General features: G+C 36.0%; 16 protein-coding genes. 11 read left to right on the top strand and 5 right to left on the bottom strand.

Annotated elements, in window-relative coordinates:
• Positions 1–60 precede the first annotated feature (60 nt).
• Together JOE44_RS14310 and JOE44_RS14305 are read left to right on the top strand one after the other, a co-directional pair.
• Positions 61–1,398 (top strand): dihydroorotase, encoded by a 1,338-nt coding sequence (locus JOE44_RS14310; RefSeq protein WP_209786100.1) that lies wholly within the window; start codon positions 61–63, stop codon positions 1,396–1,398.
• A 313-nt stretch (positions 1,399–1,711) separates the two neighbouring features.
• Positions 1,712–2,776: a hypothetical protein gene (locus tag JOE44_RS14305; protein ID WP_209786099.1), complete on the top strand. Its 1,065-nt coding sequence runs from the start codon at positions 1,712–1,714 to the stop codon at positions 2,774–2,776.
• A gap of 26 nt (positions 2,777–2,802) precedes the next feature.
• Here the strand turns inward: JOE44_RS14305 and JOE44_RS14300 are convergent, their stop codons facing one another.
• The 3 genes from JOE44_RS14300 to JOE44_RS14290 all read right to left on the bottom strand — a co-directional run bounded on the left by JOE44_RS14300 (position 2,803) and on the right by JOE44_RS14290 (position 7,126).
• On the bottom strand, positions 2,803–5,100 hold the full coding sequence (locus tag JOE44_RS14300; protein ID WP_209786098.1) for a GH92 family glycosyl hydrolase: 2,298 nt from the start codon (positions 5,098–5,100) through the stop codon (positions 2,803–2,805).
• A gap of 76 nt (positions 5,101–5,176) precedes the next feature.
• Entirely contained in the window at positions 5,177–5,860 is a 684-nt protein-coding gene (locus JOE44_RS14295) for a response regulator transcription factor (RefSeq protein ID WP_209786097.1), read from the bottom strand.
• A 12-nt stretch (positions 5,861–5,872) separates the two neighbouring features.
• Entirely contained in the window at positions 5,873–7,126 is a 1,254-nt protein-coding gene (locus tag JOE44_RS14290; RefSeq protein WP_209786096.1) for a HAMP domain-containing sensor histidine kinase, read from the bottom strand.
• Between the two features lie 158 nt (positions 7,127–7,284).
• Between JOE44_RS14290 and JOE44_RS14285 the strand changes: the two genes are divergently transcribed.
• The 9 genes from JOE44_RS14285 to JOE44_RS14245 all read left to right on the top strand — a co-directional run bounded on the left by JOE44_RS14285 (position 7,285) and on the right by JOE44_RS14245 (position 15,890).
• Positions 7,285–7,695: a DUF1573 domain-containing protein gene (locus JOE44_RS14285; RefSeq protein ID WP_209786095.1), complete on the top strand. Its 411-nt coding sequence runs from the start codon at positions 7,285–7,287 to the stop codon at positions 7,693–7,695.
• A gap of 375 nt (positions 7,696–8,070) precedes the next feature.
• The gene (locus tag JOE44_RS14280) at positions 8,071–8,952 is read left to right on the top strand and encodes an SDR family oxidoreductase (RefSeq protein WP_209786094.1); all 882 of its coding nucleotides are present in this window, start codon (positions 8,071–8,073) and stop codon (positions 8,950–8,952) included.
• 85 nt (positions 8,953–9,037) lie between these two features.
• Positions 9,038–10,978 (top strand): M1 family metallopeptidase, encoded by a 1,941-nt coding sequence (locus tag JOE44_RS14275; RefSeq protein ID WP_209786093.1) that lies wholly within the window; start codon positions 9,038–9,040, stop codon positions 10,976–10,978.
• Positions 10,979–11,343: 365 nt separating this feature from the next.
• Positions 11,344–12,231 carry a DUF2589 domain-containing protein gene (locus tag JOE44_RS14270; protein ID WP_209786092.1) on the top strand — a complete coding sequence of 296 codons (888 nt, stop codon included), beginning with the start codon at positions 11,344–11,346 and terminating at the stop codon, positions 12,229–12,231.
• Between the two features lie 14 nt (positions 12,232–12,245).
• Positions 12,246–12,944: a hypothetical protein gene (locus JOE44_RS14265; protein ID WP_209786091.1), complete on the top strand. Its 699-nt coding sequence runs from the start codon at positions 12,246–12,248 to the stop codon at positions 12,942–12,944.
• Positions 12,944–13,522: a hypothetical protein gene (locus tag JOE44_RS14260; RefSeq protein ID WP_209786090.1), complete on the top strand. Its 579-nt coding sequence runs from the start codon at positions 12,944–12,946 to the stop codon at positions 13,520–13,522. The genes JOE44_RS14265 and JOE44_RS14260 overlap by 1 nt, the downstream gene beginning before the upstream one ends.
• Positions 13,523–13,533: 11 nt before the next feature.
• Positions 13,534–14,796, top strand: coding sequence for a S8 family serine peptidase (locus JOE44_RS14255; RefSeq protein WP_209786089.1), 1,263 nt, complete (start codon positions 13,534–13,536; stop codon positions 14,794–14,796).
• Positions 14,793–14,996 carry a hypothetical protein gene (locus tag JOE44_RS14250; RefSeq protein ID WP_209786088.1) on the top strand — a complete coding sequence of 68 codons (204 nt, stop codon included), beginning with the start codon at positions 14,793–14,795 and terminating at the stop codon, positions 14,994–14,996. Before JOE44_RS14255 ends, JOE44_RS14250 begins: the two co-directional genes overlap by 4 nt.
• 66 nt (positions 14,997–15,062) lie before the next feature.
• On the top strand, positions 15,063–15,890 hold the full coding sequence (locus tag JOE44_RS14245) for an endonuclease/exonuclease/phosphatase family protein (protein WP_209786087.1): 828 nt from the start codon (positions 15,063–15,065) through the stop codon (positions 15,888–15,890).
• 4 nt (positions 15,891–15,894) lie between these two features.
• Here the strand turns inward: JOE44_RS14245 and JOE44_RS14240 are convergent, their stop codons facing one another.
• Positions 15,895–16,581, bottom strand: a complete 687-nt coding sequence (locus tag JOE44_RS14240) for a response regulator transcription factor (RefSeq protein ID WP_209786086.1) — start codon at positions 16,579–16,581, stop codon at positions 15,895–15,897.
• Positions 16,571–17,893 (bottom strand): HAMP domain-containing sensor histidine kinase, encoded by a 1,323-nt coding sequence (locus JOE44_RS14235; RefSeq protein ID WP_209786085.1) that lies wholly within the window; start codon positions 17,891–17,893, stop codon positions 16,571–16,573. The genes JOE44_RS14240 and JOE44_RS14235 overlap by 11 nt, the downstream gene beginning before the upstream one ends.
• Between the last annotated feature and the right edge of the window lie 157 nt (positions 17,894–18,050).

Raw genomic sequence — 18,050 nt, 5'->3', positions numbered from 1 at the left:
TTTGCGATTTTGGGGTGAATTAAAACTTAAAATATTAATTTTACAGGGAAATAAATTGAAATGAAAGTTCTTATAAAAAACGTAAATATTGTTAACGAAGGAAAAGTCTTTGAAAGCGATATCCTGATAGAAAATGATTTGATTGCTAAAATAGCCGGCGGTATTTCTGAAGATGCCGATCAGATTATTGATGGTTCAGGAAAGTACCTTCTTCCCGGAGTAATAGACGATCAGGTGCATTTCCGTGAGCCAGGGCTTACTCATAAAGGTGATATTGAAAGTGAATCAAGGTCTGCCATCGCAGGGGGAACAACGAGTTTCATTGATCAGCCGAATACGGTTCCTAATGCTGTTACTCAGGAATTATTAGCAGACAAGTATGAGATTGCTTCTCAAAAAGCGTATGCCAACTATGGTTTTATGATGGGAGGAACGAACGATAATCTTGAGGAAGTTTTGAAAACAAATCCAAGAAATGTTCCGGGGATCAAATTATTCTTAGGATCCTCTACAGGAAATATGCTGGTGGATAATCCGGAAACACTGGAGAATATTTTCAGCAATACAAAAATGCTGATTGCCGTTCACTGTGAAGATGAAGCCACCATCAGAGCCAATACTCAGAAATATATGGATGAATATGGGGATGATATTCCTGTAAAATTCCATCACCTGATCAGAAGTGAAGAGGCATGTTATAAATCTTCATCCAAAGCGATTGAACTTGCAAAAAAAACAGGAGCGAGACTTCACGTTTTCCACCTTTCAACAGCAAAGGAAATGGAGCTTTTCCGAAATGATATTCCTTTAAAAGATAAAAAGATCACGGCTGAGGTATGTGTTCACCACCTTACTTTTACCAATGAAGATTATGACACAAGAGGAGGTCTTATCAAATGGAATCCGGCGGTAAAAACTCAAAAAGATAAAGATGCTCTTTGGGAGGCATTACTGGATGACAGAATTGATGTGATTGCTACAGACCATGCTCCGCATACAGCAGAAGAGAAGAATAATGTATATACAAAGTGTCCTTCAGGAGCACCCTTGGTACAGCATTCATTAGTTGTGATGTTGGAAAATTATAAAAACGGTAAAATATCCCTTGAGAAAATCGTTGAAAAGATGTGTCATAATCCCGCTATTCTTTTCAAAGTTGAAAAAAGAGGTTTTGTGAGAGAAGGATATAAAGCGGATCTTGTTTTAGTTGATTTAAATGAAAACTGGACTGTTTCCAAAGATAATTTACTCTATAAATGCGGTTGGAGCCCATTAGAAGGGATGAATTTCCATTCAAAAGTTACGCACACCTTTGTGAATGGACATCTGGTGTATGACAATGGTAAAATTGCAGAAGAGAAATTCGGAGAGCGATTACTTTTTGAAGCAAGGGATTAATAAGATATATTCGAAGAATAGTCTTAGATTAATCTGAGATTGTCAAGATAATTCAATAGGAGCGGGCTTTAGCCCGCTCTCTTTATTTGGAATCTTCCATTGGCTTTAGCCAAAACTTATTATTCAACTCTCGCAGATTAAGGTGATTACAGTTTTTTTGATCCCGATTATTAACTAAATTTGATTAATTTGTGAAAATATTTTACATTTTTACTTTATTTTCCGTATAATAGGTAAACTTTAATCTATTTGTAAGTCGTATTGTTTTCAATAAACTTTTATTTAGCTAGTTTTGCGTGGAAAAATAATAACCATGTATAGAATCCTTTTAATCCTATTTCTCTCCATTTCATTACAGTTTAGTTCACAAATAAATACCCAATTACTTTCAAACTCTTCATGGACAAGAGTGAAATTTAGTATGTTAGATGGCAGTCGAGATTTATCGCAAATACCATCACAGTTTTTAATATGGAAAATTAAAGGAAATAACCTTTGTTCATTTACTGATGCTTTGATTTTAGATAAAAAGAGTTGTATGGACTTCAAATTAGAAAAAGAATTAATGAAGACATCAGACCTTTCGGCTTATCAAATTGAAAAACTAACTTCAGATTCTTTAGTTGTAATACAAAAAGTTGCAGGTATAGACTCTCCAGATAAAATAAGAAAGATGTGGTTCATAAAGAGTTCAATTGTACTGAATAATTTTGTGAAAGAGAAAAAGAAAGATTCTGTTATAATTGCTTCTAAAAATTTTACCCCAGCATTAAAAAGAAATATTATTTCTGAAATATTCGATAATTATACACAAAAAGATTTTTCTCACGATTTTCATCTAAAAGGGAGTATTTTAATTTTTCCTAAAAAACAAAAGATTGAAGTAGAGACTGAAAATACAGAACAAACTAAAGCGAGTCAAAAAGGTATTGCTTTTTTCAAAACAACCCTTGAGAAAAATTATCACCTTTGGGATTTAACAGGTTTTGAAAATTTTGAAAAAATTATTATTCCTTATGATATAACCAGTAAGAATGGAAACTCAGGAAATGATATAAACACAATAGGTATTCTATTTTTTAATGTTTCAAATGACACCAAAGGATTTCCTGTTTCTATAAAAAATAAAAAACTTTCTTTAGACAACTTTGATAAAGGACTGGATGCTAGTAATAGTAATAAATTTGATAAAGCCATTCAGTTCTTCAATGAAGCTCATGAATATGATAATACCAATACTGATGCACTGTATAATATAGTTTCAATTTCCTTAACCCAAAACAAAATAGATATAGCATGTAAGGGACTGAAAAGATTAAAAGATCTGGAACAAACAGAAGGAATGAAATTATTTAAAGAAAAATGTTTAGAAAAATAAAAGCGGTGATTACACCGCTTTCTTTTTTATTTTTTCGTTTTGTTACCCATATAAAAAGTAAGCTTTCCTCCCTTCATAATTTCAGAATGTTTCAAAGTAAAATTCTTTATTTCTTTTTCATTCAGAAGAACTTTCTGAACATATACATTTTTCGGACTTTGGTTGATGGCTTCAATTTCAAAAGTTTTTCCATTTTCCAGATTCAGTACAGCATGGTCAATTGCAGGACTTCCAATTGAATAATCTTCTGAACCGGGAGCTACAGGATAAAAACCTAATGAACTTAGAATATACCAAGCGCTCATTTGCCCTGCATCATCATTTCCTCCCAATCCGTCCGGTGTTGCTTTATACTGCATTTCCAGAATACGGCGGATCTGTGCCTGTGCTTTCCATGGCTGGCCTGCCCAGTTATAGAAATACGCAACATGGTGAGCAGGTTCATTCCCGTGAACATATCCACCGATAATTCCTTCCCGTGTAATATCTTCAGTGTCTGCAAAGAATTCATCAGGTAAATGCATGGTAAACAGTTCGTCCAGTTTTGATGCAAATTTTTTCTTTCCACCCATCATGGTGATCAGCTCATTCGGATTTTGTGGAACAAAGAAACTGTAGTTCCATGAGTTTCCTTCAATAAAGCCTTGTCCATGGGTGCTTAACACATCAAAATCTTTTTTAAAGCTTCCATCTGCCAGACGTGGACGCATAAACCCAATCGTTTTATCAAAATTATTTTTCCAGTTTTCAGATCGTTTGATAAACTGATTGTAAATTTCTGTTTTATTTAAATGCTTTGCCAGCTGAGCAATAGCCCAGTCATCATAGGCGTATTCTAATGTATTGGAAACTGAAGTTCCGTTTTTTTCTTCCGGAATGTATCCAAGATCAATATATTGCCCAATGCCCTCGTAATTTCTTTTGTTAGCCGTTTCTACACATGCTTTTAAAGCTTCTTCAGGATCACCCTCATAATTCCCTTTAATAATGGCATCTGCAACAACACTTACACTGTGGTAGCCACTCATACACCAGTTATCATTAGCATAATGTGACCAGATAGGCAGCATTTTCATTGAAAACTGATGATAATGAGCCATCATAGATTTTACCATATCCCCATTTCGTTTAGGCTGGATAATATTAAAGAAAGGATGTAGCGTACGGTAGGTATCCCATAAAGAAAAGGTTGTATAATTGGTAAAGCCATCTGCTTGATGAACATTCTGATCCAGACCTTTATATTCTCCATTAACATCCATGTACGTAGTAGGATTAATAAAGGTATGGTACATGGCTGTATAGAAGTTGGTTTTTTCCGTATCGGAACCTTTAATGACAATTTTATTTAATTCTTTATTCCAGTTGTTCTGGGCTTGAGTTTTAGCCTGATCAAAAGTTATATTTCCGGCTTCTTTTTCCAGGTTTTCCAAAGCATTGGTCTGGCTTACCGGAGAAATAGCAAGTTTGACTTCAATGGCTTCATTTTCATTAGTATCAAAGTCAAAATACATTTTCAGGTTCTTACCTGCAATTTCAGGGAAATTCTGATTTTGGTCGAATTTTCTCCAAAACCCTTTGTAAACCTGCTTTTCATCATAATTTTTCTGGCCATAAGATTTAAACGGTTTTGAAAACTTCATTGCAAAATAAACCGTTCTGGTTCTTGCCCAACCGTTGGTCTGGCGATAGCCTGTGATGGTATTTCCGTTTTCTACCCGAACATAGGTCCAGACATTTTTCCCATCATAGTTGTAAATACCGGCCATCAGATCCAGAATAATATGAGCCTGGTCGGATTTTGGGAAAGTATAGCGGTGAATTCCCACTCGTGGTGTTGCCGTAAGCTCTGCCAGAATATTGTGGTCATCCAGTTTTACTTTATAATATCCTGCTTCTGCCGTTTCGTTCTGATGAGAAAACCTGCTTCTGTAGCCACTTTCAGGGTGGGAAGCCGTTCCCGGATTCAGCTGAAGTTTTCCTACAGTAGGCATGATCAGAAAATCTCCGAGGTCGGAATGTCCCGTTCCGCTGAAATGGGTAGAACTGAACCCTACGATGGTTTTATCTTCATAACGGTAGCCGGCGCAGTATTTATAAACTTCACCATTGTACTTCCCGTTAAGCTCATAAGAAATGGAATCCGTTTCAGGGCTTAGCTGTACTGCCCCAAAAGGAACCGTTGCTCCGGGATAAGTATGTCCCATCTTTTCGGTACCGATCAGAGGATTGACATATTGTATTAATTTTTCAAATTTTTGAGCTTTAAATTGGATACTTAAAAATAAAAGAAATAGAAAAACAGTGGGTTTGTGATTTTTCATTAATGACAAATTTTCAAAGTTTAAAATTAATTAAAATCATCATTTGCTGTTGTGTTTTTAAGTGATTCGGTATTATTTATTCTTTTTCAGAAAAACGGAAACCTATTCCATGCAGGTTTTCTATTAAAATATTCTGTTCTTCGGCCAGTACCTTTCGCAATCGGGAAATAAATACATCAAGACTTCGTCCCATAAAATAATCATCATCACCCCAGATAGCCTTTAGAATTTCCTGCCTTTTGACTACCAGATTCTTGTGGCGGATAAAATATAAAAGCAGGTCAGATTCTCTTTGTGTAAGCGTGATACTGTTTTCTGTACCCTGCAGAGTATAGTTTTTAGGATCAAAATCATATTTCCCAACTTTATACTTTAGAGGAGTGGTATCTGTTTTCTTGGTACGTTTCAGGAAAACCTCAATTTTCAGCATCAGTTCTTCAATACTGAATGGTTTTACCAGATAATCATCAGCGCCTATTTTAAGTCCTTTGATTCTGTCTTCTTTTAAAGCTTTTGCAGAAATAAAGATAATCGGAATTTCAGAATTTTTACTGCGTATCCTTTGTGCCACTTCAAACCCGTTAATTCCGGGCATCATAATATCCAGCAGGCAAATGTCGAAATCTTTGCTGTTAAATGCCTCCAATGCAGATTCACCATCAGAATAACAGCTGATATCATAATAACTTTCCAAGCTGTCCTCTACCAGAAAAGCTATGGTTTTGTCATCTTCGGCATATAAAATTTTAGATTTCTCCATACTTATATTTAATTAAACTGAAAACGGGCAAAAGAGGGTTGTGGTAATTCCTTTGTCTTCATTATTCTCAACAGAAATTTTCCAGTGATGCTGCTGAACTACTTTTTTTACATAAAATAATCCCAACCCGAAACCATTCACTTCTTCACTTCTTTTGGTATGTACCCGATAAAATTTTTCAAAAATATGAGGAATATTTTTAGCCGGAATCCCCATTCCGTTGTCTTTAAACTTTAAATATAATCCTTTTGAGTCTTTATGAGCTGAAATTTTAATAACAGGCTTTGTTTCGCAATACTTTACGGAGTTATCTAAAAGGTTATAGATGATGTTGGTAAAGTGAAATTCATCGGCCATTACTGAAGTGCTGTTTTCAATATCAATCTCGATGCTGAGGTCTTTATTTTTTTGCTGTATAGTGTCTGAAATCTCCTGAATAAAAGGAAGAAGGAGAATTTTCTGAGGCTTTAACGAAAGTCCTGCTGCATCATTCTTAGCAATATTCAGAATTTTCTCAATATGACTATTAAGCTTGTGGCTTTGATTGATGATAATAGAGGTATAGGTCTGCAGTTTGGAGTTTTCTATCACCATTTCCTGCTTATTGAGTGCCTCAGATGCTAAAAGTATCGAAGATAAAGGCGTTTTAAACTCATGAGTCATATTATTGATAAAGTCACGTTGCAGCTCCGAAAACTTCTTCTGCTGAATAATGGTATAAATAGAATAAACATATACCAAAAGAATGATAATAAGAGCAAATGTAAGAAGATACCAGAACCTTAATGAACTGATCAGATAAGTTGTTTTATCAGGAAAACGGATGGAAAAGTAATAGATCAGATTTTTATGCTTAGGAAAATTGATCACTTTGTTACTGGGGCTTTCCTGATGAGAAGTCATATACTTTCCATATACCATCTTATCGCTGTGGCAGTTGTATAATGCATACACATAGTCTGTATTGATTTGAAAACGGGTAAATTCTGTTTTCAGGTAATATTCCAGAACGACAGGATGAAATTCATTATTAATATTAACTACGTAATAGTCATTGGCAATATTCTGAACAGGGTTTTCGGTATAGGAGGTCTTTCCTCCGGAGAGTTTTTCAGCCACCTCCATTAAGGCAATATTGACCTTCTGATTGAATTTTTTATCTTCAAGATTATAAGCCTGCCGGGTCCACATCAGCTGTGCTATTAAAATTCCGATAATAGCAATAAATCCCAGCGTTATTATAATATTGAGTCTTTTTATTTTCATTTACTGAGGCAATATTATCCAAAAATATCTATTTATCTTTTATTATTAACAACTCGTTAACAAATGTTTGACAGCGGTTAACAAGTTATCATCATTCTCTGCTTTACATTTGTTACATCGAAAGAAAATAATCAGTTTCAAATATTAAATTTATACTCATGAAAAAACTAAAAATTACAGCTCTTTTAGCAGTGTTAGCATGCTCTCCTTTTTATGCAAATGTACTGACTACAGATGCTCCATCCATTGTAAAAATGGTAGCTGATGCTATTAAATGGAAATCAGAATCAATAGATGTGGGAAATATCCCTCAGGGAAAACCAAAATTGATCAGATTTGAATTTACCAACACAAGTTCAAAGCCAATCATTATTCAGAATGTAGCGCCTTCATGCGGATGTACTACAGCTGATTATACAAAAACTCCTATCCAGCCAGGAAAAAAAGGATTTGTAGAAGCCAGCTATAACGCAGCAGCGGTAGGACCATTTATGAAGACTGTAAATGTTACGACTAGTGACAGCAAAACTCCTAAGACACTTTCATTCAAAGGGGTGGTAGCTTCTTAATACATTGTTTTAACAAATGAAAAAATAGCCTGGTAATTGTTATCAGGCTATTTTCTTTTGGAATAGTTTATAAAGACGCCTAAACTTCATAAAACCGCAAAAGGCACAAAAGCTTTCATTTTGTCTGCTTAAGTAAGTTTAAAATAATGCTGGAAAAAAGTTCAAATAAGATGAAAATCTTTGATGTACTTATTTACATAAAGTTGGCCTCTGAAAACTTAAGCACTTAAAACTTTTATGTCTTTTGGGGTTAAAATCATGAATATAAAAGTTGAGAGAGCTTTTATGTGAAGAATAATTATTTGTAGCATTATTTATCAAACTATTTTAAGGGATTGCATTTCAATATTTATTATTTTTAAGAAAAAATATTTTATGAGTCTATATACACAACCTATGCTGCGCGAAGGTGCACTAAAAGATAAAGTAGCAATTGTAACAGGAGGCGGAAGCGGTCTTGGAAAAGCGATGACCAAATACTTTCTTGAACTGGGCGCCAAAGTAGTCATTACTTCCAGAAATCTGGAAAAACTACAAACTACAGCTAAGGAACTGGAAGACGAAACAGGTGGTAAAGTTCTTTGTGTAGCTTGTGATGTAAGAAACTGGGATGAAGTGGAAGCCATGAAAGAAGCTGCGTTAAAAGAATTCGGGAAGATTGATATTTTGTTGAATAACGCTGCCGGAAACTTTATTTCTCCAACAGAAAAACTGACTCATTCCGCTTTTGATTCTATTCTGGATATTGTTCTGAAAGGAACAAAAAACTGTACTCTTTCCATAGGAAAACACTGGATAGATTCTAAAACTCCGGGAACTGTATTGAATATCGTAACAACCTATGCATGGACAGGTTCTGCCTATGTAGTACCATCTGCCTGTGCAAAAGCCGGAGTTCTGGCGATGACCAGATCATTGGCGGTAGAATGGGCAAAATACGGAATCCGTTTCAATGCTATTGCTCCGGGACCTTTCCCTACAAAAGGGGCTTGGGACAGACTTCTTCCGGGAGATCTTCAGGAAAAATTCGATATGAAAAAGAAAGTTCCGTTGAGAAGAGTAGGAGAACACCAGGAGCTTGCCAACCTTGCTGCTTATCTGGTTTCTGATTATTCAGCGTATATGAATGGTGAAGTAGTGACCATTGATGGCGGAGAATGGCTTCAGGGAGCCGGAGAATTTAATATGCTTGAAGAAATTCCTCGTGAAATGTGGGATGCTTTAGAAGCGATGATTAAAGCAAAAAAATCGAATTAAATAAAACTTATAGTAAAAAAACTCCCGGATGTGTAACAAATCCGGGAGTTTTTTTTACCTATACAGTTAAATAATACTTTTTCAAATGAATTTTAAACTTCCAACCCTTGTTTCGACGCTTGCAGTGGTTCTGTTCTCAGGATCTGCATACGCACAACAAACTCCGAAATACGATTACGTAGAAGCATTTAAGCCGTTCTTTTATCCACAGACAGGCACGGCAACCCGTTCTGCAAGCGGACAGCCGGGACATGCTTATTGGCAGAATTCAGCAGATTATCATTTGAATGTCAGCCTGAATGAAAATAAAAAAGAGATTACAGGTACAGCAGAAATTACTTATACCAACAACAGTCCTGACAAATTAGGTTTTCTGTGGCTGCAGCTGGATCAGAATCTGTTTGCAAAAGATTCCAGAGGAAATGGTGTCGTTCCGCTTTCGGGAAGCAGAAATGGAGCGCATGGTGAAGAATTTAATGGTGGATATAGCATTAAATCAGTAAAGCTAGACGGTAAAAAAGAAGTAAAATATACCATTACCGATACAAGGATGCAGATTGATCTTCCAAAAGAACTGAAAGCCAATGGAGGAGTTGCCAAAATAGAAATTGAATATTCCTTTATTTCTCCTGATTATGGTTCAGACAGAATGGGAATACAGGATACGAAAAACGGTAAAATTTTTACCATGGCACAATGGTATCCCAGAATGTGTGTGTATGATGATGTTATGGGATGGAATACGCTTCCCTATATTGGAGCTTCGGAGTTTTATTTGGAATATGGGAACATTACAGCCAATATTACGGTTCCTGCCAATCATTATGTAGTAGCATCCGGAGAACTTCTGAATGAGAAAGAAGTATACAGCAAAGAAGAAATTAACAGATGGAACGAGGCAAGAAACAGCGATAAAACGGTAATGATCCGTCCTGAGTCTGAAATCGGTAAAAATAAAGCTTCCGGTACAAAAACCTGGAAATTTAAAATTACGCAGACAAGAGATTTTGCGTGGGCATCTTCTGCCGGATTTATTTTAGATGCTGCAAAAATCAATTTACCTAGTGGAAAAAAATCTCTGGCTATCTCTGCTTACCCTGCAGAAAGTGCCGGTGAGAAAGCATGGGGTAGATCTACAGAATATACGAAGGCTGCCATAGAACATTATTCGAAAAAATGGTACGAATACACTTATCCGGCTGCTACCAATGTTGCAGGAAATGAAGGCGGAATGGAGTATCCGGGAATCGTATTCTGTCATATGGATTCCAAAGGAGAAGACCTTTGGGGCGTTACAGATCACGAGTTTGGACACAACTGGTTTCCTATGATCGTAGGATCTAACGAAAGACTGTTTGCATGGATGGATGAAGGATTTAATACTTTCATTAACGGACTTTCAACAGAGGCTTTCAATAAAGGAGAATATTATAATAAACCCAATCTGGCAAGATCAGGAACATATTTGTTGACTGACAATCTTGAGCCTGTAATGGTAGGTCCGGATAATATGAAAGAAAGAAGTATCGGTGCTTTGGCTTACTATAAGCCTGGAACAGGATTGGATGTTTTAAGAGGAACCATTCTCGGACCTGAAAAATTTGACAAAGCATTCAGAACGTATATAGACCGTTGGGCTTTTAAACATCCTACACCATGGGATTTCTTCCATACGATGGAAAATGTTTCCGGAGAAGAACTGAACTGGTTCTGGAGAGGATGGTTCTTTAATAAATGGAAAATTGATCAGGCTGTTAAAAACGTAAAATATATCAACGGAGATTTTAAGAACGGAGTTCAGATCACGGTGGAAAATATTGGTCAGCTACCAATGCCTACAACCGTGCAGATCAAATTCAAAGATGGAACGGCACAGACTATGAAAATCCCTGTTGAGGTCTGGAAAAGAAATACAGAATGGACATTCAAAGTAGATTCTACGAAAGAAATAGATGAGGTAAAACTGGATCCGAATTCTGAAGTTCCTGATATCAATCTGGAAAACAATAGCAAAAAACCTGCATAGAAATATGGGATTCATTTAAATGTAACGCAAAGATTTAATATCTCATGTTGAATTTTAAGGAGGCAAAGGGAGGAATCAATGAAATTGATTCTTTCTAAGCGTAAGTATATTCATGTGCCTTCATCAGCAACATTGGTGCTTTCTTAGCCTACTTAAAAATTAAGAAGAATTCATATAATCTTTGGGTTTTATACCAGATTAAGAGTAACAAAATATACCCGCCATAAAAGCCTGAGCTTACCATTGTAAGTTCAGGCTTTTATTTTTTAGGGTGTTTTTCCGGGTGAGGTAGAGGGGTTTTCCTACAATCTTTTGACTGTCAGTGATATAATTTTGTCCCACAATATTAATCAAAAACAAAAAACATGGAAACATTAAAATCAGTGCTTGAAGCAAGCCACGCCAAAAAAACAAAAAATGAGTTAATTGATCTCTTATCGGGAGTAGAAAAAGTTCTTACCCCTGCAGTCTATGAAAAAGTATCTGGAATTGAAACTTCGGAACTGAGTTCATTGACGAATAAAGAATTATTAGCTATTGTAGAAGAATTCAAAAAGAACTATGATGAAAAGTGGGAAAAATCTTTTTCAGGTACATCTGCAGAAATTATGAAGCTGATTGCCGGTAAGATGGCTGCCGATGAAGAGATTTTCAGAACTTCCGATGCTGCCAGTGCGGATTTTGCTGCAGAATTGGGAAGTATCGATTTTGCTACCATTATTGGCGGACCTTTGGATGCTTGTGTAAAAGCGCAGTCTAATGCCTCTATCGCAACCGTTAATTTCATCAATGAAGTTGGATTCGAACTTACAGATCCTTCCAATGCTGCCAGTCCTAAAAAACTGAGAATGGCAGAATTCAAATACAAAAAAAATATTCCGAATCCGGATTTTAAGGAAGATGAGCCGGTAAGTGCTACCAATCCTAAAACGATTCCGAATGATGTAGAAATTTCAGTGCCTTTTATTGCCCTGCTGAATGTTCCAAGTTTCAGAATTGAAACCTGTGAAGTAGACTTTAATGTGAAGCTTAATTCTACGTACACGAAAGACGTAAGTGATGAGTTTGGTATTAATGCCGGAGTATCCGGTGGTTGGGGACCTGTAAAATTCAAAGTGGATGTATCTTATAAAAGAACTTCCAGCACAGGAATTAAAGTGGAAAAAGAATATTCTCTTGGGGTGAAAGTACGTGCAACCAATGACGAAATGCCTGCAGGATTAGAAAAAGTTCTTGGACTTCTTTCACAATAATATTTTTACGAAAGATGATAAAATTATCAGATTACCTGGATTATCTCAACAACGAGATAATTCAGGCTCGTAAAAAAGCAGACGAGAATGCGGTTCTTATTGCTAAAGAATATGCCCGTCATGAATACCTTAAGTATTTTAAGGTTCCAAGATATGCATTGCCCAGCGTAAAGATGGATATTCCGATCAAAATCACGGATATAGATTCAGACTCTAAATATAATTTTAAACTGAATCAGGATCAGTTTGTCACAGAACTCAATGAGAGAATCCGTCTTGCAAATAAAGAGAAAAGACTGAATATTTCTGAAATCAGCAAAAGACAGCTCCAGACCGAAGAGTTCAAAACACTGTTCAGTAATCTGGAGAAAAATGATCAGAAATTTGGTAAACTCCCTGCGAACGAAGTTCTTAAACTGGACCTCAGAAAGAAAGTGCAGCTTCTTAATTCCGGGATTTTTCGACCTCAGGATGGGACAACCGAAGAAGAAACAGAGGAACTGAAAGAGATTTTTTCAAAGGTTTTACTCAACAAATATACACTGGTGAATGCCAAGCTGAACAATATTTACATAGATCCGAATACCAGCGCTGCGGAAGATAAAGATAAACTATTCATCAACCTTCACGTAGAAATGGAGGAAGAAGGAATCAGGATTGTTTCTTACAAAGATAAAGACGGTAACGAAATAGAACAGATAACTTTTGAGTAATGCAGGAACTTATTCACTTTACAGTACAGAAAATTAAGGAACTTCTGGAGCACTTCAATGATGTTCAGGCTTTATATCTTTCCAAATCCTTTGACTTTGATGTGCGGTTTGAGGTATTCCTTAATGAGGTTTTAGAGTATTTCCGTACCAAAGGAAACACCAGCCATGAATCTGAAGTTCTGAAAATTATGAATATGATTTCCACGGTTAAAAGAGGTTTTAACCCTATCAAAATGGAAAAAATAATTACCGGAAGACGGGAAATTCTTGGAGGATTTTCATTCAATGGAATGGAAAGCATGTATGGTATTCTCATGGAAATCTATACTAAGGAAAATAAAAAGCTTGATGATGCAGAAGAACTTATTTCAGGAATCATCGTGTCATTATATCAAAATGGTCTTCTGGATGATGAAAAGCTGAAAGAAATGAATTCTGTTCCCAAAATTGAACGTTTCTGGGCTTCACTGGTTGAACAGAATACAGCCATATCCGGAATTAATAAAAAACTCAGGCTGACCATTATTCCGGAGGATATTTTTCTGATCCTGGAAAAGGTATTTCTGAAATTAATTTAAAAAAGATCATTATGGAAACCGGAAGATATATCGTTCTGTTGCAAGACCAGCAGAAAAATGCACTCAAAAAAATTGAGAAAGAACTGGAAGTGAATATTACTTCTTCAGAATTTCTCTCCAAAGAAAACCGTTCATATGAAATTATAGATCAGGATAACGGTGTACTTTACAAAAACCTGGGAGTTCTTGTGGTGGATAATATGGATGAAGATCAATTGAAAAGCGCCGTAAAAAATGAATCGAATTCTATTATTTATTATGAAAAAGAACGGGAGTTTTTTCCTGCAGATGAATTGCAGTTGATCAGTGAACTTAAAAAACAATCCGCCGGACTCGCAGAAAAAATTGCAGAACTTGAAAAATATATCATCAGCAAACCCTTGCCTCAAAAATCATTTGTTGAAATGGAATGGGGACTTAAGGCTGTTGGGCTGGAAAATTCCAACTATACAGGCAAAGGAATTGATGTCTGCATTCTCGATACAGGTCTTGAAACTTCCCATCCCGATTTTTCCTCTGAAGAAATTGAAGGCAAATCTTTCATAGATGGCCAGGACTGGAACAGAGATCCCAACGGACATGGTACACACTGTTCAGGAGTGGCAACAGGGAATACCAGAAGTGATAACGGAAACCGCTATGGAATAGCTAAGAATTGCAATCTGAAAATAGCAAAAGTACTCGCCGATAACGGAAGAGGAACTACCAGCAGTGTGATTGATGCCATAGACTGGGCTATTAGTAAAAAATTCAGAATACTGTCTCTTTCGCTGGCATCTCCGGTGAAGCTGGATGACCAACCTTCCGTTCTGTTTGAAACCATTGGAGAAAGAGCGCTGGAAAATAACTGTCTTATTATAGCGGCTGCCGGAAATGACAGCAACAGGCCACAGATTCCGCAGCCTGTTTCAATGCCGGCCAATTCAAAATCTATTATGGCTGTGGGAGCTATTGACAGTCAGATGAAGATTGCCCGATTTTCAAATGCAGGGATTAACCCGTCCACAGGAGGAAATATCAATGTCTGTGCTCCCGGGGTAGATATTATCAGTGCATATCCCAAAAACACAAAGAACAAAAATAATTTGTATTACAGCATGAGTGGTACAAGCATGGCAGCACCGCATGTTTCCGGGCTAGCGGCTTTATACATGGAACAGTTTCCTGATAAATCTGCAAAAGAAATCTGGGAACTGATTGAAAAAAAGGCAAGGCCTATTGAAGGCATAAAATACAGAGATATAGGAAATGGTTTAATACAAGTATACATATGATAACCTATCTGGCAGTTTTAAAGAAAGATATAAATTTAAAAAAGCTTGAAGCATTTCTGAAAAGCAAAGGGATTAAACTGGCTGCTCACTATAAAACCATAGGCGTTATAAAACTTGAAAGTGACAACCCGGTTTCCGAAACCGAATTTGAGGAGTATTTTATATCTATAGAAGAAGAAAAAGATAATTTAACAATATAATCACATCAATAAAGCTTTTCTGTCGCAGAGAAGTTTTATTTTTGTCTCTTACTGATAAAATAATAGATGAATTTCAGATTTTCAATGATATTTCTGATGCTTTTTGCATTAGGATTTTCACAGGACCTTACCGTAATGAGTTTCAATATCAGATTAAATGTTGAATCTGATAAAGACAACGCCTGGCCTAAAAGAAAGCAGGATGTTGCAGATTTACTAACCTATTATCATCCTGATTATTTCGGAGTACAGGAAGCGCTTCCGGAACAGATGAAAGATATTAAAACAGGATTAAAGAACTATGACTATATAGGCGTAGGAAGAGATGATGGTAAAGAAAAGGGCGAATTTTCTGCTATTTTTTATGATACCAATAAACTTGAAGTGGTAAAATCAGGGACATTCTGGCTGTCTGAAACTCCGGAAAAACCTTCAAAAGGCTGGGATGCTGCATTGAACAGAATCTGTACTTATGCTGTATTTAAAGATAAAAAATCAAAAAAAGAATTCCTTGCCATGAATCTTCACTTTGATCATGTAGGAAATGTAGCCAGAGTAAAATCTTCAGAACTCATTCTGAAAAAAATCAAAGAACTGAATCCAAAGAATCTTCCGGTAGCTTTAAGCGGAGATTTTAACCTGACAGATGATTCGGAGCCGATTAAAATTCTTTCCCAGCATATGAAAGATACTTTTTATCATTCCGAAACCAAACATTATGGCCCGGTAGGAACGTTTACAGGCTTCAACGTCAATGAAGTTCCAAAGGATAGAATTGATTATATTTTTACGCAAGGCTTTAGAATAAAATCTCACCGACATATCAATGACAGAAGGGAAAATCTTTTGTATCCATCAGATCATTTCCCTGTGATTGTGAACCTGTCGTTATAAAAAATCAATTGGTTGGAAAATCAATCTCAAATCCAATTCCTCTCAGGGATTGGATTTTTATTTTAGGATCACTATTGAAATACTTACGAAGCCTGCTGATAAACACATCAAGACTTCTTCCGGTAAAATAATCATTGGTTTCCCAAAGATTGTCCAGAATATTATCTCTGGTGATGATTGTACGATTGTGTTTCAGAAGATACAGGAGCAGCTCCTGTTCACGTATGGTTAACCGGTTATTTCCGTTAGGATGTGATAGCAAAAGTTTGGTAGTATCCAGTGAAAATTCTCCAATTCTTATTTGAGTTTCTGTAACAGCCGGAAGGCTTCTCTTCAGGATATTTTTAATCCGTAAAACAAGCTCTTCAGGATCACAGGGTTTGGCAATATAATCGTCTGCACCTATTTTCAATCCGGTAAGGCGGTCTATTTTTTGATTTTTAGCCGTTAAAAATAACAGGGGAAAATTATTCCTCTCCTTTAAAATTATTTTAGCCAGAGAAAAACCGTCAATGTTTGGCATCATAACATCCAGAATTCCCATTTGAAAAGAAAAATCAGATTGAAGTAATGGGACTACATCTTCAGGATTCTGAAACCAGCTGACTTCAAAATCTTCCAATTCAAGATACTGCTTCAGAATCATTCCGAAATCCGGATCATCTTCAGCCAGAAGGATTTTAGTTTTCATAAGGAATTGATATTGTAAAAGTGCTACCCAAATTAAGCTGGCTTGAAACATGTATTTTTCCACCATAATTGGCAATGATTTTCTTCACAAAATAAAGCCCCAGTCCAAGCCCTTTGCTGTTGTGGATATTGTTGTTCTGTATTCTGTAGAATTTTTCAAAAATGTTGTTCAGTTCTTTCGTTTCCATGCCCTGTCCGTTATCCGAAACTTTGATTTCCAATTGTTGAGAAGAGCTGCTGATGTTTACTTTAACAGCAGATGCCCCATATTTTACACTGTTTTCACAAAGGTTTTTAATCACTGTTTCCATCAGGTTTTTATCAAAAGGAAGATTTTGTGAAATTGCATTTTCAAGGTTAAAATCAATATCAGGATACGTAACAGAAAGATCCTGAATGAAAAAGTTCCAGTCCTCAGGTTGTATTTTAATCATTTCATCCGGTATTTCATCCTTATGAAGCTGAAACATCAGACTTTCAAGCCGTGAAATCTGACGGTCAACCAGAGGAAGTGTTTCCGGATTCCATTCTTTTTTTAATGCCTTTGATGCTATTTTTAACGTAGCGATCGGAGTTTTAAATTCGTGCGAAATGTTATCCACAATGGTATGGAGAAATTCTACCTGCTTTTGCTGCTTAATCAGATTTCTGATCGTGAAAATATAAAGCAAAAGAACTCCTGAAAGCAGTATAATACAGCAAATGATCAATAGAGTAAGCTCTTTGAAAACAATACTTTTTATATTTCTGATCTCAAAATCAGTTTGGGTTTTAACAAGAAAAGTATTCCTTTTCTCAACATGGCCCTTATCTGAATCATTTCTTTTGGTGGTAGACGTTTCCCAACTTCCGTTACTGGCAATATGTGGGTTTTTAATCTTATCTTGTGTTTCAAAAATAACAATAGGTTCTGTGATTACTTTAGTGCTGTCCGGAAGATGTACAATAGAAAGGTATCGTATTCTTGAGGAAATCTCATAACCATCTTTCTGGTAACGGCTTTCGATATAATGGATCAGTCTTTCTCTGGCTGACTTTCTGTTTTCTATGAAATAATGTAAAAAATCTTTTTTACTGATCTCCTTATTATGATATTGTATAATGATTTCCTGAAGAGAATCATCATTCCTTTCTTTGGCTTCCTGGATATCCTCAAGGTTGTCCGTGTAATGAGTAAGGCCGTCATTCACGGATCTGTAGATATCTCTTTCTTTTACCTGATAGGTTTTGTACATAAAATAAACCTGAATTCCCAGTAAAAGCAGGAACAGAGCGGCAAAAACCGAAATCAGAATTTTACTCTTGGCTATCATTAAAACAAAGATAAACCTTTAGGCGTTTTCCGGAAGTGATTATTTTATTATTAACCTTCCATTAACCATCGTTTCAAATCGTAAAAAACAAAGCATAATCCATTCCTCTGAATTTGGGAATATTGATAACAGAAAATACATTAACCCATCATTAACC

Origin of the sequence: Chryseobacterium sp. PvR013 (assembly GCF_017833095.1) — a bacterium.
Lineage (GTDB): Bacteria > Bacteroidota > Bacteroidia > Flavobacteriales > Weeksellaceae > Chryseobacterium > Chryseobacterium culicis_A.
The sequence above is the reverse complement of the archived record's forward strand: the minus strand, read 5'-3'. Positions and strand labels throughout refer to the sequence as shown.

Coding starts and splice junctions, on each gene's coding strand:
- JOE44_RS14235 (WP_209786085.1), bottom strand. CDS start 17,893: ATGATAGCCAAGAGTAAAATTCTGATTTCGGTTTTTGCCGCTCTGTTC.
- JOE44_RS14255 (WP_209786089.1), top strand. CDS start 13,534: ATGGAAACCGGAAGATATATCGTTCTGTTGCAAGACCAGCAGAAAAAT.
- JOE44_RS14285 (WP_209786095.1), top strand. CDS start 7,285: ATGAAAAAACTAAAAATTACAGCTCTTTTAGCAGTGTTAGCATGCTCT.
- JOE44_RS14260 (WP_209786090.1), top strand. CDS start 12,944: ATGCAGGAACTTATTCACTTTACAGTACAGAAAATTAAGGAACTTCTG.
- JOE44_RS14240 (WP_209786086.1), bottom strand. CDS start 16,581: ATGAAAACTAAAATCCTTCTGGCTGAAGATGATCCGGATTTCGGAATG.
- JOE44_RS14310 (WP_209786100.1), top strand. CDS start 61: ATGAAAGTTCTTATAAAAAACGTAAATATTGTTAACGAAGGAAAAGTC.
- JOE44_RS14290 (WP_209786096.1), bottom strand. CDS start 7,126: ATGAAAATAAAAAGACTCAATATTATAATAACGCTGGGATTTATTGCT.
- JOE44_RS14280 (WP_209786094.1), top strand. CDS start 8,071: ATGAGTCTATATACACAACCTATGCTGCGCGAAGGTGCACTAAAAGAT.
- JOE44_RS14295 (WP_209786097.1), bottom strand. CDS start 5,860: ATGGAGAAATCTAAAATTTTATATGCCGAAGATGACAAAACCATAGCT.
- JOE44_RS14270 (WP_209786092.1), top strand. CDS start 11,344: ATGGAAACATTAAAATCAGTGCTTGAAGCAAGCCACGCCAAAAAAACA.
- JOE44_RS14275 (WP_209786093.1), top strand. CDS start 9,038: ATGAATTTTAAACTTCCAACCCTTGTTTCGACGCTTGCAGTGGTTCTG.
- JOE44_RS14265 (WP_209786091.1), top strand. CDS start 12,246: ATGATAAAATTATCAGATTACCTGGATTATCTCAACAACGAGATAATT.
- JOE44_RS14300 (WP_209786098.1), bottom strand. CDS start 5,100: ATGAAAAATCACAAACCCACTGTTTTTCTATTTCTTTTATTTTTAAGT.
- JOE44_RS14245 (WP_209786087.1), top strand. CDS start 15,063: ATGAATTTCAGATTTTCAATGATATTTCTGATGCTTTTTGCATTAGGA.
- JOE44_RS14250 (WP_209786088.1), top strand. CDS start 14,793: ATGATAACCTATCTGGCAGTTTTAAAGAAAGATATAAATTTAAAAAAG.
- JOE44_RS14305 (WP_209786099.1), top strand. CDS start 1,712: ATGTATAGAATCCTTTTAATCCTATTTCTCTCCATTTCATTACAGTTT.